At 73.8% G+C, this 15,193-nt stretch carries 13 protein-coding genes and 1 pseudogene; 11 read left to right on the top strand and 3 right to left on the bottom strand.

Going from position 1 to position 15,193, the window contains the following annotated elements; all coding sequences use genetic code 11:
* Positions 1-94 precede the first annotated feature (94 nt).
* From ACH5AO_RS20815 to ACH5AO_RS20800, 4 genes are all read left to right on the top strand, one after another.
* Positions 95-754 (top strand): class I SAM-dependent methyltransferase, encoded by a 660-nt coding sequence (locus ACH5AO_RS20815; protein ID WP_398926870.1) that lies wholly within the window; start codon positions 95-97, stop codon positions 752-754.
* A 9-nt stretch (positions 755-763) separates the two neighbouring features.
* On the top strand, positions 764-1,714 hold the full coding sequence (locus ACH5AO_RS20810) for an N-acetylmuramoyl-L-alanine amidase (protein WP_398926694.1): 951 nt from the start codon (positions 764-766) through the stop codon (positions 1,712-1,714).
* A 158-nt stretch (positions 1,715-1,872) separates the two neighbouring features.
* Positions 1,873-2,679 (top strand): hypothetical protein, encoded by an 807-nt coding sequence (locus tag ACH5AO_RS20805; protein ID WP_398926692.1) that lies wholly within the window; start codon positions 1,873-1,875, stop codon positions 2,677-2,679.
* Positions 2,680-2,925: 246 nt separating this feature from the next.
* Complete coding sequence (locus ACH5AO_RS20800; RefSeq protein ID WP_398926689.1) at positions 2,926-3,219, top strand: hypothetical protein; 294 nt, start codon at positions 2,926-2,928, stop codon at positions 3,217-3,219.
* Positions 3,220-3,241: 22 nt separating this feature from the next.
* Here ACH5AO_RS20800 and ACH5AO_RS20795 read toward each other — a convergent pair whose 3' ends face one another.
* From ACH5AO_RS20795 to ACH5AO_RS20785, 3 genes are read right to left on the bottom strand one after another with little or no spacing between them, the layout of a single operon-like run.
* A complete protein-coding gene (locus ACH5AO_RS20795) occupies positions 3,242-4,318 on the bottom strand; it encodes a prenyltransferase (RefSeq protein WP_398926687.1) in 1,077 nt (358 codons plus the stop codon).
* A complete protein-coding gene (locus ACH5AO_RS20790) occupies positions 4,315-5,103 on the bottom strand; it encodes a class I SAM-dependent methyltransferase (RefSeq protein WP_398926685.1) in 789 nt (262 codons plus the stop codon). The genes ACH5AO_RS20795 and ACH5AO_RS20790 overlap by 4 nt, the downstream gene beginning before the upstream one ends.
* Positions 5,097-6,611, bottom strand: coding sequence for a glycosyltransferase family 4 protein (locus ACH5AO_RS20785; protein ID WP_398926683.1), 1,515 nt, complete (start codon positions 6,609-6,611; stop codon positions 5,097-5,099). The genes ACH5AO_RS20790 and ACH5AO_RS20785 overlap by 7 nt, the downstream gene beginning before the upstream one ends.
* Positions 6,612-6,817: 206 nt before the next feature.
* Here ACH5AO_RS20785 and ACH5AO_RS20780 point away from each other — a divergent pair, with 206 nt between their 5' ends.
* The 7 genes and pseudogenes from ACH5AO_RS20780 to ACH5AO_RS20750 all read left to right on the top strand — a co-directional run bounded on the left by ACH5AO_RS20780 (position 6,818) and on the right by ACH5AO_RS20750 (position 15,099).
* A complete protein-coding gene (locus ACH5AO_RS20780) occupies positions 6,818-7,603 on the top strand; it encodes a TetR family transcriptional regulator (RefSeq protein ID WP_398926681.1) in 786 nt (261 codons plus the stop codon).
* Positions 7,604-7,830: 227 nt separating this feature from the next.
* Positions 7,831-9,023: pseudogene (locus tag ACH5AO_RS20775) on the top strand (endo-1,4-beta-xylanase); the annotation flags it as partial.
* Positions 9,024-9,491: 468 nt separating this feature from the next.
* A complete protein-coding gene (locus ACH5AO_RS20770) occupies positions 9,492-10,727 on the top strand; it encodes a prenyltransferase/squalene oxidase repeat-containing protein (RefSeq protein ID WP_398926678.1) in 1,236 nt (411 codons plus the stop codon).
* On the top strand, positions 10,724-11,362 hold the full coding sequence (locus ACH5AO_RS20765; RefSeq protein WP_398926676.1) for an SCO2322 family protein: 639 nt from the start codon (positions 10,724-10,726) through the stop codon (positions 11,360-11,362). Before ACH5AO_RS20770 ends, ACH5AO_RS20765 begins: the two co-directional genes overlap by 4 nt.
* The gene (locus tag ACH5AO_RS20760; protein ID WP_398926674.1) at positions 11,352-12,584 is read left to right on the top strand and encodes an energy-coupling factor transporter transmembrane component T; all 1,233 of its coding nucleotides are present in this window, start codon (positions 11,352-11,354) and stop codon (positions 12,582-12,584) included. The genes ACH5AO_RS20765 and ACH5AO_RS20760 overlap by 11 nt, the downstream gene beginning before the upstream one ends.
* The gene (locus ACH5AO_RS20755) at positions 12,581-14,260 is read left to right on the top strand and encodes an ABC transporter ATP-binding protein (RefSeq protein WP_398926672.1); all 1,680 of its coding nucleotides are present in this window, start codon (positions 12,581-12,583) and stop codon (positions 14,258-14,260) included. Before ACH5AO_RS20760 ends, ACH5AO_RS20755 begins: the two co-directional genes overlap by 4 nt.
* Positions 14,257-15,099 (top strand): ECF transporter S component, encoded by an 843-nt coding sequence (locus ACH5AO_RS20750; protein WP_398926670.1) that lies wholly within the window; start codon positions 14,257-14,259, stop codon positions 15,097-15,099. The genes ACH5AO_RS20755 and ACH5AO_RS20750 overlap by 4 nt, the downstream gene beginning before the upstream one ends.
* Positions 15,100-15,193 lie beyond the last annotated feature (94 nt).

Below are 15,193 nucleotides of genomic sequence, written 5' to 3'. Positions count from 1 at the left end.
GTTACCCGGCGGTACCCCCTGTCGGCCGGTCCGGCGGGGAGTACGGCAGCATGGGTCCGTGCACACACGTACGCCCTCCGAAGAGGCGAGCCCCATGGCGACGACACCCGGGCCCGGGATCCTGGCCGCGTTCGAGGCGGCGAAGGGCTTCATGCCCGTGGACGAGGGCCTGGCCCTGTACGCGGCGGCGGCCGAGGCCGGCCGTCTCGGGCTGCCGCTCCTGGAGATCGGCAGCTACTGCGGCCGCTCCACGATCCTGCTCGCCGACGCGGCCCGCGCGGCCGGTGTCACCGCGCTCACCGTGGACCACCACCGCGGCAGCGAGGAGCAGCAGCCCGGCTGGGAGTACCACGACCCGGAGACGGTCGACCCCGAGCTGGGCGTGATGGACACCCTCCCCACCTTCCGCCGCACCCTGCACCGGGCGGGCCTGGAGGACCACGTGGTGGCCCTGGTCGGCACCTCCCCCCGGATCGCCGCCCTGTGGTCCTCCCCGCTCGCCCTCGTCTTCATCGACGGCGGTCACACCGACGAACACGCCACCGCCGACTACGAGGGCTGGGCCCCGCACGTGGCCGAGGGCGGCCTGCTCGTCATCCACGACGTCTTCCCCGACCCGGTGGACGAGTTCACCGGCCAGGCGCCGTACCGCGTCCACCTCCGGGCCCTCGCGTCCGGCGCGTTCACCGAGGTCTCGGCCACCGGTTCCCTGCGCGTACTGCGCCGTACCGGCACGGGCGTCCGACCCCGCTAGGGTGGCTGCGTGTCGTACACAGGTCCCGGTTTCGATCCGCCCCAGCCCCGACGGCCCCGGCGCGGGCCCCTGACCGTGGCGCTCGTCGCACTGGTGCCGAGTGCGCTGCTCGGGTGGGCCGTGTACGCCGCGGTGGGCGGGCCCGGGGGCGACGAAGGGGCGGGGAGCGCCGCCACTTCCCCTTCCTCCCCCTCTGCTTCCGCTTCCGCCTCGTCCCGTGCGTCGTCGCCGGCGCCGTCCGCGGGCTCCGCCGACGAGAAGCCCAGCGCCTCCGCCGCCGCGGGCGGCCCCCTCAGGGGCAAGGTCGTCGTCATCGACCCCGGGCACAACCCGGAGAACTTCAAGCACACCGCCGAGATCAACCGCCAGGTGGACGTCGGGACCCACCGCAAGGAGTGCGACACCACCGGCACGTCCACCGACGACGGTTACGCCGAGGCCGCCTTCACCCTCGACGTCGCCCACCGGATGCGCGCGCTCCTGGAGAAGCAGGGCGCCACCGTGAGGCTGACCCAGGACGGGGACCGGCCGTTCGGCCCGTGCGTGGACGAGCGGGCCCGGATCGGCAACAAGGCGAAGGCCGACGCCGTCGTCTCGGTCCACGCGGACGGCTCGGGCACCGGCAACCGCGGCTTCCACGTGATCCTGCCCGGCGCCGTGCACGCCGGTGCCGCCGACACCCGCGCCATCGTCGGGCCGTCCGAGGACCTCGGTACGCGCGTCGCGGGCAACTTCGTCCGCGTCACCGGCAGCGCGCCCTCCAACTACGTCGGCGGCGGTACCGGGCTCGTCACGCGTAAGGACCTGGGCGGTCTCAATCTGTCAACGGTTCCCAAGGTGTTCATCGAGTGCGGCAACATGCGCGATAGCAAGGACGCGGCGCTGCTGACCAGTGGTGCCTGGCGGCAGAAAGCGGCGCAAGGGATTTCCGACGGAATCGTGAGTTTCCTGCGCGGGTAGGGATCAGCGCGCTGATCCGGGCGGACAGCCCGATCCTTCGGACGATAATGTCGTCCACACGATGAGGGGTCATCCCCGCGCTTCACACCCGGGCCTTCGGGCCACACGGTGACAGCGACGCCTCTTCCGACGACGAGACGACCTACGAAGGACCTGAAGTGAATATCCGCTCCCTCACTCGAGGCGACGGCGTGGTGATCGGAGCAGCGGTATTGCTGTTCATCGCGTCGTTCCTCGATCTGTACTCGATCGATGGCGTTTCGGACAGCGCGGACATCCCCAACCTGTGGGACAGCGGGCCGGTGGTGCTCGGCATCGTACTGGCGGGGATCCTCGGTGCCGCGCTCGTCGTCGTGGCCCGGGGGCTTCCGCAGCCGCGCAAGGTCGCCGGTCTCGACCTCGGCCAGTTCGGCACCGCCTTCACGGTGTTCGCCGCCTGGTGCGCGCTCGGCAACATCTTCGACCCGACCGGCGGTTTCGACGGTGAGGGAGGCTTCTCCGACGACATCGGCGCCGGCACGGGTCTGATCCTGGCCCTCGTCGGCACGCTCGTCATGGCCGCCGCCGCCGTCGCCACCCCCCTGGTGCCCGCTCTCAAGGGTGCCCTGCTCCCGGCCGCCCGTCCCGCCGCCCCGCAGCCGTACGGTGCCCAGCCGCCCTCCGGTTACGGCTACCCGGGTGCGCAGCAGGCCTCGTTCGGCGGTCAGCCGCAGCAGCCCTACCCGGGCCAGCCGCAGCCGGGTCAGCCCGCTCCGGCGCCCGCCGGGGACTTCTCGCCGTTCTGGTTCGCGGTGCCGGTGCCCCGTCCGCTGTTCCCGGAGGACGGCTCGCCCACGCCGATCGCCGAACTGGCCCCCGGCACCTGGTACCTGGCGGTCGAGCAGCGCGGTCCGGCCCTCGTCGCCCAGACCCAGGACGGCCGCCGCGGCGTCCTCCAGGACACCTCGGGCATCCAGCGGGGCTGACCGGATCCGGCCCTTTCTCGTCACGGCCCCCCGCCCCACCGGGCGGGGGGCCGCTGTCGTACGGCGTCGCACGACCCGCTGCCGCTGCCGCTGCGGATCGAGGACCGGCGCCCCGGTGTTCTTCACGGTGGACCACCGGCGGCGCGGCCCGGAAGCGTGGCGCCCGCTGCGCACCCACCGTCGAACTTCCCCGCCGGCCCCGGACGTTCCGGGTTTCAATCGGCCGTTCGGGGCCAGTCGGAGAGTATGTCCCCTCGATATCGCACTGGTTCCAACTCCGCAGGGACGGTCGTCGCGGTGGTCGCGGACATCATGGCCGTCATCCTCGGACTCTGGATTCTGATGTACCTGCTGGACGCCAACCGGGCCAACGACCTGGTGCGGTTCGTCCATGACGCGGCCGACTGGCTGGCGGCCTGGTCGCGTGACCTGTTCACCTTCGACGAGGAATGGGCCCGGGTCGTCGCCGGCTACGGACTCGCCGCCGTCGTCTACCTGTTCGTCGGCCACGCCATCGCCGGCCGCCTGCACCGGCACTGACCCGGGTCCGTTCCGGGCCGGTTCAGGCGAGCGAGCAGCAGTCCGGGTCCAAGCCCCTGGGCAGCAGGTCGCCGCCGAAGACCGCGCAGGTGGCCTCGTGGCCGCCGAGGGCGGCGACCGCCAGCAGCAGCGAGCCGGCGGTCCAGGTGGTCAGCTCGCGCGGCCAGACCGCGTCGTCGTCGAAGACGTAGCCCGTCCAGTACAGGCCGCTCTCCGGATCGCGCAGGTGCTGGATCGACTGGAGCACCTCCAGCGCGCGGTCGGACTCGCCCACCGCCCAGAGCGCCAGGGCGAGTTCGGCCGACTCGCCGCCGGTCACCCACGGGTTGGGCACCACGCAGCGCACCCCGAGTCCGGGGACGACGAAGCGGTCCCAGCCCTCCTCGATGCGGGCCTTGGCCTCCGCGCCGGTGAGCGCGCCGCCGAGCACCGGGTAGTACCAGTCCATGGAGTAGCGGTCCTTGTCGAGGAACCGCTCCGGGTGGTGCCGGATCGCGTGCCGCAGCGCGCCCGCCGCCAACTCCCAGTCCGGCTGCGGCTCCTCGCGCTGCTCGGCGACGGCCAGCGCGCAGCGCAGCGCGTGGTGGATGGAGGAGGAGCCGGTGAGCAGCGCGTCCGTGGTGGGCGTGCCGTCGTCGTCGCGCCGCCAGCCGATCTGCCCGCCGGGCTGCTGGAGCCGCAGCACGAACTCCACCGCCGCGTACACCACCGGCCACATGCGGTCCAGGAACGTGTCGTCGCCGGTGGAGAGGTAGTGGTGCCACACGCCGACCGCGACGTAGGCGACGAAGTTGGTCTCCCGGCCCCGGTCGGTGACGTCGAGCGGGTCGCCGTCGGCGTAGGCCGCGTACCAGGAGCCGTCCGCCACCTGGTGCCGGGCCAGCCACAGGTAGGCCCGTTCGGCGGCGGCGTGCTCGCCCGCCGTGTCCAGGGCCATCGCGGCCTCGACGTGGTCCCACGGGTCGAGGTGGTGCCCCCGGAACCAGGGGATCGCCCCGTCCTCCCGCTGCACGGCGAGGATGCCGGCGACGGTCTCGGCGGCCTGACCGGCGGTCAGGACCCCGGGCAGGACCAGGTGTTCGGTCCGGGGGGTCGTCACGTGGCGTCCGCCTCCGCCTCGGCCCCGGTCGTGGTCCCGGCCTCGGTCCCGGCCCCGGCCGCCGTGCGCGGCAGGTGCGGCTTGGTCGCGTACGCCACGAAGCTCTTGCCGATCAGCGGGTTCAGCGCCCGCTCCGTGACCCGGGTGGCCAGCGGTTTCTTCATGATGTCCCAGACCAGCAGCTTGTGGTACGCCCGTACCGGCAGCGCCTTGTCGTTGTCCACGCCGAACGCGCACTTCAGCCACCAGTACGGCGAGTGCAGCGCGTGCGCGTGGTGGGTGCCGTACGGGCGCAGGCCCGCCTCGCGGATCTTCGCGAGCAGTTCGTCGGCCTTGTAGATGCGGATGTGGCCGCCCTCGACCTCGTGGTAGGCGTCGGACAGCGTCCAGCACACCTTCTCCGGGCCGTAGCGCGGCACGGTGATCGCGATCCGGCCGCCGGGCTTGAGCACGCGCACCATCTCGGCGAGGACGCCCTTGTCGTCGGGGATGTGCTCCATCACCTCGGAGATGATGACGACGTCGAAGGACTCGTTGGGGAAGGGCAGGGCGAGGGCGTCGCCCTCCATGGCGGTGGCGGTGGCCCCGGCGGGTGCCTCCCCGGCCTCCCTCATCGCCGCGAACCACTTGGCGACCTCGCGGATCTCCTCGCCGTTCTGGTCCAGCGCCACGACCTGAGCGCCGCGCCGGTAGCACTCGAAGGCGTGCCGGCCGGCCCCGCAGCCGAGGTCCAGGACGCGGTCGCCCGGGGCGAGCGGGAACCGGGAGAAGTCGACGGTCAGCACGTGGCCCTGCTTTCGCGGTCGGAGGTGTCGGCTGCGGGCACGGGCACGGCGGCGGCCGTGTCCGTGGGGGTGTCGGGAGCGGCGTCCCCGGCGACCGGGACGTCGGAGGTCGCGGGGCGGTCGGCTGCCCCGGTCGCGGCACGGTCCACGGGCCGGGTCCCGGAGCGGCCGACGGCCCGGGCGGCGCCCGTGTCCCGGCCCGCGCGGGCCATCGCCTCGCGGTAGTGGGCCACCGTTCCCTGGGCCGCGCGCGCCCAGGTGAAGTGCCGTAGCACCCGCTCCCGTCCGGCCGCCCCGAGCCGGGCGCGCAGCTCCGGGTCGCCGAGCAGCCGGGTCAGCGCGGCGGCCAGCGCCCCCGCGTCGCCGGGCGGTACGGCGAGACACGTCTCCCCGTCACGGCCGGCCACCTCGGGGATCGCCCCGCCGGTGGTGGCGACCAGCGGGGTGCCCGTGGCCATGGCCTCGGCGGCCGGCAGGGAGAACCCCTCGTACAGCGACGGCACGCACGCGACCTGCGCCGACCGCACCAGGTCGACGAGTTCGGCGTCCGAGATGCCCTTGACGAACTCGACGGCGTCCTCGAGGCCGTACCGTTTCACCGCCTGCGCGACGGGCCCCTCCACGGGCCGCTTGCCGACCACGACGAGGTGGGCGTCGGGCTGTTCGGCGCGTACCTTCGCCAGCGCCTCGACGAGGAAGACCAGCCCCTTCAGCGGCACGTCCGCACTGGAGGTGGTCACGATCCGGCCCGGTACGACCGGCACCGACGGATCGGGCGCGAACAGGTCGGTGTCGGCGCCGATGTGGACGACGTGGACGCGGTCCCGCCGTACGCCGAGGTCGTCGACGATCTCCTGGCGGGAGCTGCCGGAGACGGTGAGCACGGACGGCAGGCGGCGCGCCACCTTCTTCTGCATGCGCGTGAAGGCGTACCAGCGGCGCACCGAGTAGCGCCGCCGCCAGTCCCCGGCGGCTTCCAGTTCCAGCCGCCGGTCGACGGTGATGGGGTGGTGGATGGTGGTCACCAGGGGGGCGCCGAGGTCGCCGAGGAGGCCGTAGCCGAGGGTCTGGTTGTCGTGGACGACGTCGAAGTCGCCGCGCCGGGCGCGCAGATGGCGGCGGGCGCGCAGGGAGAACGTCAGCGGCTCGGGGAAGCCTCCGGTCCACATCGTGCCGACCTCGAGCGCGTCGATCCAGTCCCGGTACTCGTCGCGCTTCGGGGTACGGAAGGGGTCCGGCTGGCGGTAGAGGTCGAGGCTGGGCAGCTCGGTCAGGCTCGGCCCGTCATGGCCCTCGTCGAGGACGTCGAGTATGGGGTAGGGCTGGGCGCCGATGACCTCGACGCGGTGTCCGAGGCGGGCGAGTTCGCGGGAGAGGTGGCGCACGTAGACGCCCTGCCCGCCGCAGAACGGGTTTCCCTTGTAGGTGAGGAGTGCGATGCGGAGCGGTCGCAAGCCGTCGGATGCGGGCTCCTGGGAGGGCCCGGCCTGACTGGCCTCAGCGGTCACTCTGGGCCCCCTTCTCCCTGCACGGTCACGCGAGATTATGCCGGGACGCTCATCTAGAACAAGTTTCAGAGTTGATCGTTCGGAGGATCCGAATCTACCGGCAGGTAGGGGTGCGGGCAGCAGCGGATCAGGTGATTCACGCCACGACGGGCGGCATGCCATGCTGTCTGATCATCCATCCTCACCGACTGTCACGGACGGGACCCATGCCTACGGAAGCCAACAGGAACGAGGCGGCCAGGGCAGCCGAGGCGGACACCAGGGCGGCAGCGGGCAAGGCAGGCAGGGCGGCGGCGATAGGCAGGACGGTGACGGCGGGCAGGGCGACGGCGGCAGGCAGGGCGACGGCGGCGGGCAGGGCGGCGACGGCGGAGGCCGGTACCGCGCGCCCCGCCCCGGCCTCACCCCTCACCGAGCGCCAGGAGGCGCGCCGGCGCCGCATCCTGCGGACGTGCGCGCGGCTGGCCGGCCGGGGCGGCTTCGACGCGGTGCAGATGCGCGAGGTCGCGGAGTCCTCGCAGGTGGCGCTCGGCACGCTGTACCGCTACTTCCCGTCCAAGATCCACCTCCTGGTCGCGACCATGCAGGACCAGCTGGAGACCCTGCACGGCACGCTGCGGAAGAAGCCGCCGGCCGGCGAGACCCCGGCCGAGCGGGTCGCCGAGACCCTGATGCGGGCCTTCCGCGCGCTCCAGCGGGAGCCGCACCTGGCCGACGCGATGGTGCGCGCCCTGACGTTCGCGGACCGCAGCGTGAGCCCGGAGGTCGACCAGGTCTCGCGGCAGACCACGATGATCATCCTGGACGCCATGGAGCTCACCGATCCCACGCCCGAGCAGCTCTCGGCCGTCCGGGTCATCGAGCACACCTGGCACTCGGCCCTGATCACCTGGCTCTCGGGCCGCGCCTCCATCGCCCAGGTCAGGGTCGACATAGAGACGGTGTGCCGCCTGGTGGACCTGACGACCCCGGAAAGCGCCGACAGTCGCTGACAACCGCAGCCGAAACTTTCGACGCCGTTCCACCAAGGCCGCCGACGAGCTCCCGCTTCACAAGTCCCCACCCACCGACGGTTTCCGTCCTGCGCGAATGATTGACCGCCCTTCCAGTAGACCGTATCGTCTCCGCAGAAATTCGGAACCGAGTCCGAAACTTTCGTTCAACCGCACGGCAGCAATCCCCTCACCCGCAGCACGGGACCCACCGGAGAAGGGATGACATGCCCATGATCCAAAAGCGAGCGAGAACGGGAGCCGGAGGCGGTGACCCCGCGCGCGGCCGGCCGCGCGCCGCCCTCGGCGCCACCACCACCGCCCTGCTCACCGTCACCGCGCTCGCCGCGCTCCCCCGGACCACCGCCCACGCCGCCGACACTCTGGGTGCGGCGGCGGCCGAGAAGGGCCGCTACTTCGGTGCCGCCGTCGCCGCGCACCACCTCGACGAGGCGCCGTACACGGCCACGCTCGACCGCGAGTTCAACTCGGTGACACCCGAGAACGAGATGAAGTGGGACGCCGTCGAACCGAGACGCGGCACCTTCCTCTTCAGCCGCGCCGACCAGATCGTGGACCACGCCCGGAGCCAGGGCATGGACGTCCGCGGCCACACCCTGGTCTGGCACTCCCAGCTGCCGAGCTGGGTCTCCGGACTCGGCGCCGCCAACCTCCGGTCGGCGATGAACAACCACATCACCCAGGTCATGACCCGCTACAAGGGTCGAATCCACTCCTGGGACGTGGTCAACGAGGCGTTCCGGGACGGCGGCAGCGGCGCCCGGCGCAACTCGCCCTTCCAGTCCAAGCTCGGCGACGGCTTCATCGAGGAGGCCTTCCGCACCGCCCGCGCGGCCGACCCGGCCGCCAGACTCTGCTACAACGACTACAACACCGACGGCGTCAACGCGAAGAGCACCGCCGTCTACACCATGGTCCGCGACTTCAAGTCCCGCGGCGTCCCCATCGACTGCGTCGGCTTCCAGGGCCACTTCAACAGCAACTCGCCGGTCCCCTCCGACTTCCGGGCCAACCTCCAGCGCTTCGCCGACCTCGGGGTCGACGTGCAGATCACCGAGCTGGACATCGAGGGCTCCGGCCAGGCGCAGGCCGCCGACTACGACGAGGTCGTACGGGCCTGCCTCGCGGTGACGCGCTGCACCGGCATCACGGTGTGGGGCATCCCGGACAAGTACGCGCAGTGGCCGGGCGGCACCCCCCTGCTGTTCGACAACGACTACGGCAAGAAGCCCGCCTACGACGCCGTGCTGAACGCCCTGGGCGGCACCCCGGTGGCGGCCCGGGCGCGCCCTGCACCGCCACCTGCACCACGGCGGAGCAGTGGGGCGACGGTCACAACGGCAGGGTGACGATCACGGCGGGCGGTTCGCCGATCACCGACTGGAGCGTGGACGTCACCACGGCGATACGGCACCCCCGCCACAGGTCGGCGCCTGCACGGCGTCCTGACCCGGCCCGCCCGCACCCGCGCCCCTTCCCGGGGGTGCGGGTGCGGTGCGCTTCCCACGGACCCACGGACCCACGGGCCCACGGACCGCTTCCCACGTGACCCTGCTCACCGAAGCCGCCCCCGGCCCCTTCCCTACGGGCGGGTAGAGTGTCGGCGTCGTCATCACACCGTACGGGGGGAAGCCGGTGCAATTCCGGCGCTGACCCTTCCCCGAGTCTCGGCTTCGCTCGACCTGGGGAGACCCCTCTCGTGAACCGTCCGCCGAAGACGGTGAGCCGGACTGCCCCGCACGGTTCGTGACCGGCTCACGTGCCCGGCGCTCCGCCGGCGCGCGGCACCGTCGAGGTATACGGAGCCGAGCCGCCGGGGTGTCCCGCGCCGCCCGGCTCCCCGCAGGGAAGAAGGCACCCGCCGATCATGAATGTCCGCCGCAGCGCAGCGGTCCTGGCCGCCGTCGCCGTGATCGGCGCCGCCACCCCGGCCGCCGCCGACACCACCCCGTCCCCGTCGCCGTCCCAGGCGCTCCCCTCCGCCCTGTACGGCGACGGCGACCCGCAGTACGACGGCGTCTGGCGCCAGTCGCTCGCCCTGCTCGCCCAGCACACGGCCGGTGTCGAGCCCGCGAAGGCGGCCGTCGACTGGCTGGCCGGCCAGCAGTGCGCCGACGGTTCCTTCGCCCCGTACCGCGCCGACACCACCGAGGCGTGCGACGCGAAGACGATGGTCGACACCAACCAGACCGCCGCCGCCGTCCAGGCCCTCGCCGCGCTCGGCGGCCACGACGACGTCACCGAGAAGGCCGTCGGCTGGCTGAAGTCCGTACAGAACGAGGACGGCGGCTGGGGCTACACGGCGGGCGGCGCCAGCGACACCAACTCCACCTCCGTCGTCATCGGCGCGCTCGCCGCCGCCGGTGAGAAGCCGGCCGGGGTGGAGAAGGACGGCAAGTCCCCCTACGACGCCCTGCTGAAGCTGGCGCTCCCCTGCACGGGCGACGGCGCGGGCGCCTTCGCCTTCCAGCCGGACAAGAAGGGCGAACTGGTCGCCAACGCGGACGCGACTGCGGCGGGCGTGCTCGGTGCGCTGGGCGCGGGCCTGGTCGTCGAGCCCGGCGAGGGCGAGGCGAAGGCGTCCACCTGCGAGAAGGCCGACGGCCCCGAGCAGGCCGCCGCCAACGGCGCCGCGTACCTGGCCGACGCCCTCGCCGGGAACGGCCACCTCACCTCCGCCCTCCCCGGCGCCGAGGACCAGCCCGACTACGGCAACACCGCCGACGCGGTCGTCGCACTCGCCGCGCAGGGCTCCGGGAAGCAGGCCGGCGAGTCCCTGGCCTGGCTGGAGGAGAACGCCGCCGACTGGGCGGCTCGGAGCGGCCCCGCCGCCTACGCGCAGCTGATCTTCGCCGCCCACGCGACCGGCGCGGACCCGCGCGCCTTCGGCGGGACGGACCTCGTGGAGCAGCTCGGCGCGACGGGCCCGGCCGCCGCCGGGAAGACCTCGGAGACGAAGCCGGACGGGAAGGACGACGAGAAGAAGGACGAGTCGGAGTCCGACTCCGGCTTCGGCGTCTGGTGGTTCGTCGGCGTCTGCCTGGTCGCCGGTATCGGCATCGGCTTCCTGATCAGCGGCCGCGCGAAGAGGCAGCAGCCGTGATCCGCCGGGCCACCGTCCTGTTCCTGGCCGCGCTCCTGCCCCTGGCGGCGGGCGCGGGCCAGGCCCAGGCCGTCGGCTACCGCTACTGGTCCTTCTGGGAGCGGAACGGCACGGCGTGGACGTACGCCACCCAGGGCCCGTCCCTCGTCCGCCCCGCCGACGGCGACGTCCACGGCTTCCGCTTCTCCGTCAGCGAGAACTCCGCCGACGCGGCGAAGCCCCGGGGCACCGCCGACTTCGACACCATCTGCGCGAAGACCCCGGCGGCCGACGGCAGCAAACGCGTGGCCCTGGTCATCGACTTCGGCACCCCCGCCGACGCCCCGTCCGGCGAGACCCCGCCGACGGGCCGTACGGCCTGCGCCCGGGTCCCCGAGGACGCCACCACGGCCGAGGCCCTGGCCTCGGTCGCCGAACCCCTCCGCTACGACACCGACGCCCTGCTGTGCGCGATAGCGGGCTACCCGAAGAAGGGCTGCGGAGAACAGGTCGCGGCGGGCAAAACCCCCGAACCCGCGGCGAATAAAGCCGAATCGACCGACACTGGACCGTCCGTGGGCCTTGCAGCCGGAATCGCCGTAGTGCTCCTCCTGGGCGCCGCAGCCCTCTGGCAGGTACGCCGCCGTGCCACGTAACTGCGGGCAATCGTGCCGCTGGGGCGGCACGGGTGGGCGATGGGGGTCCCCCCGCTCGAGCGAAGCCGAGAGTGGGGGAGGCACCCGGCAAACGCCGGTAGAGCAGCCCACCCCCGCCCGGCACCAACACCGCACCCCCCACCTCCACCCCGGCGCCTGGTGGCTCTGGGCCCTCTCCCTCGGCACCGCCGCCACCCGCACCACCAACCCCCTCCTCCTCACCCTCCTCCTCACCGTCTCCGCCTACGTCGTGGCGGCCCGCCGCCCCCACACCCCCTGGTCCCGCTCCTACGGCGCCTTCCTCAAACTCGCCCTCGCCGTCGTCCTCGTCCGCCTCGCCTTCGCCGTGCTCCTCGGCTCCCCCATCCCCGGCACGCACGTGCTCGTCCACCTCCCCGAAGTCCCCCTCCCCCACTGGGCCCAGGGCATCCGCCTGGGCGGCAAGGTCACCGCCGAGGCCCTCGCCTTCGCCCTGTACGACGCCCTCCGCCTGGCCACCCTCCTCATCTGCGTGGGCGCCGCGAACGCCCTCGCCAACCCCTCCCGCCTGCTCAAATCCCTCCCCGGTGCCCTGTACGAACTCGGTGTGGCGGTCGTCGTGGCGCTGACCTTCGCCCCCCACCTCGTCGCCGACGTGCAACGCCTGCGCGCCGCCCGCCGTCTGCGGGGCCGGCCCGACAGCGGCGTCCGCGGCCTGCTCCAGGTCGGTCTGCCGGTCCTGGAGGGCGCGTTGGAGCGCTCGGTCGCCCTCGCCGCCGCGATGGACGCCCGCGGATACGGCCGTACCGCCCGGGTACCTCCCGCCGTCCGCCGTACCACCGCCGCCCTCACCCTCGGCGGCCTGCTCGGCGTCTGCGCCGGAACGTACGGGCTGCTCACCGCCGAGGGCGGCGCCTACGGCCTGCCCGTCCTCCTCGCCGGTGTCGCCGCCGCCCTCGCGGGCCTGTGGCTCGGCGGCCGGCGCACCCTGCGCACCCGCTACCGCCCGGACCCCTGGGACGTCCGGGCCTGGCTGGTCACGGCGTCCGGAGTCGCCGTGGCCGCCCTCCTGACCCTCGCCGCGTCCCGCGACCCGGCGGCCCTGCACCCCGGCGTGGTCCCGCTCGTCGCGCCCACCCTCCCCCTGTGGCCGGCGGCGGCCGTCCTGATCGGCCTGCTCCCCGCCTTCATCGCCCCCGCCCCCGAGGCGGCCACGGACACCCGCAAGGAGCCGACGACGTGATCCGCTTCGAGAACGTGTCGGTGACGTACGACGGAGCGGCCGAACCCGCCGTCCGGGGCGTCGACTTCGAGGTCCCCGAGGGCGAACTGGTCCTCCTCGTCGGCCCGTCCGGCGTCGGCAAGTCGACGGTGCTCGGCGCGGTGAGCGGCCTGGTCCCGCACTTCACCGGCGGCACCCTGCACGGCAGGGTCACGGTCGCGGGCCGCGACACCCGCACCCACAAGCCGCGCGAACTCGCCGACGTCGTCGGCACGGTGGGACAGGACCCGCTCTCCCACTTCGTGACGGACACGGTGGAGGAGGAACTCGCCTACGGCATGGAGTCGTTGGGCCTCCCCCCGGCCGTGATGCGCCGCCGGGTGGAGGAGACCCTGGACCTCCTCGGCCTCGCCGGCCTCCGCGACCGTCCCCTCGCCACCCTCTCCGGCGGCCAGCGGCAGCGCGTCGCCATCGGCTCGGTCCTCACCCCGCACCCCCGGGTGCTGGTCCTCGACGAACCGACGTCCGCGCTCGACCCCGCGGCGGCGGAGGAGGTCCTCGCGGTCCTCCAGCGCCTGGTCCACGACCTCGGCACCACCGTCCTCATGGCCGAGCACCGCCTGGAACGCGTCGTCCAGTACGCCGACCAGGTGGCGCTGCTGCCGGGCCCCGGCGAGCGGCCGTGGCTCGGCGCCCCGCCGGAGGTGATGGCGGTCTCCCCCGTCCGTCCCCCCGTGGTCGACCTGGGCCGCCTCGCCGGCTGGTCCCCCCTTCCCTTGACGGTCCGCGACGCCCGCCGCAGGGCGGGCCCGCTGCGCGACCGCCTCACCGACAGGCGGCCGCCCACCCGGGACCCCGAGCCGCCGACACCGGCCCCCACCCCCACCCCCGCCTCTGCCCCCAGGCGCCTGTTCCCGCGCAGGAAGCCCGACACCCCGGCCCCCGCCCCCGTGGCCGAGGTCCGTTCCCTCGCGGTCCGCCGCGACCGCGTCCAGGCACTGCGCGGGGTCGACCTGACCGTCACCCCCGGCGAGACGATCGCCCTCATGGGCCGCAACGGCGCCGGGAAGTCGACGCTGCTCAGCGCGCTCGTGGGCCTGGTCGCCCCCTCCTCGGGCTCGGTCCGCGCCGGTGACGCGGTCCCCCACCGCACCCGCCCCCGCGACCTGGTCCGCCGCGTCGGCCTGGTCCCGCAGGAACCCCGCGACCTCCTGTACGCCGACACGGTCGCGGCGGAGTGCGCGGCCGCCGACGGGGACGCGGGCGCCGAGCCGGGCACCTGCCGCGCCCTGCTGACCGAACTGCTCCCCTCGGTGGCCGACGACACCCACCCCCGCGACCTGTCCGAGGGCCAGCGTCTGACCCTCGCCCTCGCGGTCGTCCTCACCGCGCGCCCGCCCCTGCTCCTGCTCGACGAGCCGACCCGCGGTCTGGACTACGCGGCGAAGGCCCGCCTGGTGACGGTCCTGCGCGGGCTGGCCGCCGAGGGCCACGCGATCGTCCTGGCCACGCACGACGTGGAACTGGCGGCGGAACTCGCCCACCGGGTGGTGCTGCTCGCCGAGGGCGAGGTGATCGCGGACGGCCCGGCGGCGGAGGTGGTCGTGGCGTCCCCGTCCTTCGCCCCGCAGGTGGCGAAGATCCTCGCCCCGCAGCGCTGGCTCACGGTCTCCCAGGTCCGGGAGGCCCTGCGATGACCGCCGCCCGGAGCACGCACCCGCAGCGCCGGACCCGGGCCGTCCGCCTGGGCCCCCGTTCCTGGGCGGCCCTCGCCCTGGTGAGCGCGGTGGGCGTGGCGGGTGTCGGCTGGCCCTTCCTCGCCCCGCCCGACTCCTCCGTGAACGCCCACGCCCAGGACGCGCCGTGGCTCTTCGCGGGCCTGCTGGTCCTGCTGGTGGCGGTCGTGGGGGCGACGATCTCGGAATCGGGCCTGGGCCCGAAGGCGGTGGCGATGCTCGGCGTCCTCGCGGCGACGGGCGCGGCCCTGCGCCCCATCGGCGCGGGCACGGCCGGCCTGGAGCCCATGTTCTTCCTCATGGTCCTCAGCGGCCGGGTCCTCGGCCCCGGCTTCGGCTTCGTCCTCGGCTCGGTGACGATGTTCGCGTCCGCCCTGCTCACCGGCGGGGTCGGCCCCTGGCTGCCGTTCCAGATGCTGTCGATGGGCTGGTTCACGATGGGCGCGGCCCTGCTGCCGGGCGCCGGCCGGCTGCGCGGGCGCGCGGAGCTCTGCCTGCTCGCGGTGTACGGCTTCCTGGCGGCCTTCGCCTACGGCACGGTGATGAACATGGCGGGCTGGCCCTTCATGTCGGCCCTGGCCTCGAACATCTCCTTCGACCCGGACGCGCCGCTCCCCGCCAACCTGGCCCGCTTCGTCGCCTACTGCCTGGCCACGTCCCTGGGCTGGGACCTGGGCCGGGCCCTGGTCACGGTCGCCCTGACCCTCACCCTCGGCACCCCGGTCCTGAAGGCCCTGCGCCGCGCCACCCGGCGCGCGGCCTTCGAGGCGCCGGTCACATTCGGGGAAGCCCCTCGGTGAGCGGCCGCTCGCGCCTCGTGCACGAGTGGGTGAAGGACCCCACATGACCCGGGTCACATACGAAGCAGGACCGTAGCCGGACTCCCCGCGAGCA

Source organism: Streptomyces sp. NPDC018964 (assembly GCF_044390325.1).
Taxonomy (GTDB): Bacteria; Actinomycetota; Actinomycetes; order Streptomycetales; family Streptomycetaceae; genus Streptomyces.
This window is presented reverse-complemented; position numbering and strand designations above follow the sequence as displayed.

Excerpts from the sequence above, each read along its gene's own strand:
- ACH5AO_RS20780 (WP_398926681.1), top strand. The coding sequence starts at position 6,818 with ATGCCTACGGAAGCCAACAGGAACGAGGCGGCCAGGGCAGCCGAGGCG.
- ACH5AO_RS20815 (WP_398926870.1), top strand. The coding sequence starts at position 95 with ATGGCGACGACACCCGGGCCCGGGATCCTGGCCGCGTTCGAGGCGGCG.
- ACH5AO_RS20800 (WP_398926689.1), top strand. The coding sequence starts at position 2,926 with ATGTCCCCTCGATATCGCACTGGTTCCAACTCCGCAGGGACGGTCGTC.
- ACH5AO_RS20750 (WP_398926670.1), top strand. The coding sequence starts at position 14,257 with ATGACCGCCGCCCGGAGCACGCACCCGCAGCGCCGGACCCGGGCCGTC.
- ACH5AO_RS20770 (WP_398926678.1), top strand. The coding sequence starts at position 9,492 with ATGAATGTCCGCCGCAGCGCAGCGGTCCTGGCCGCCGTCGCCGTGATC.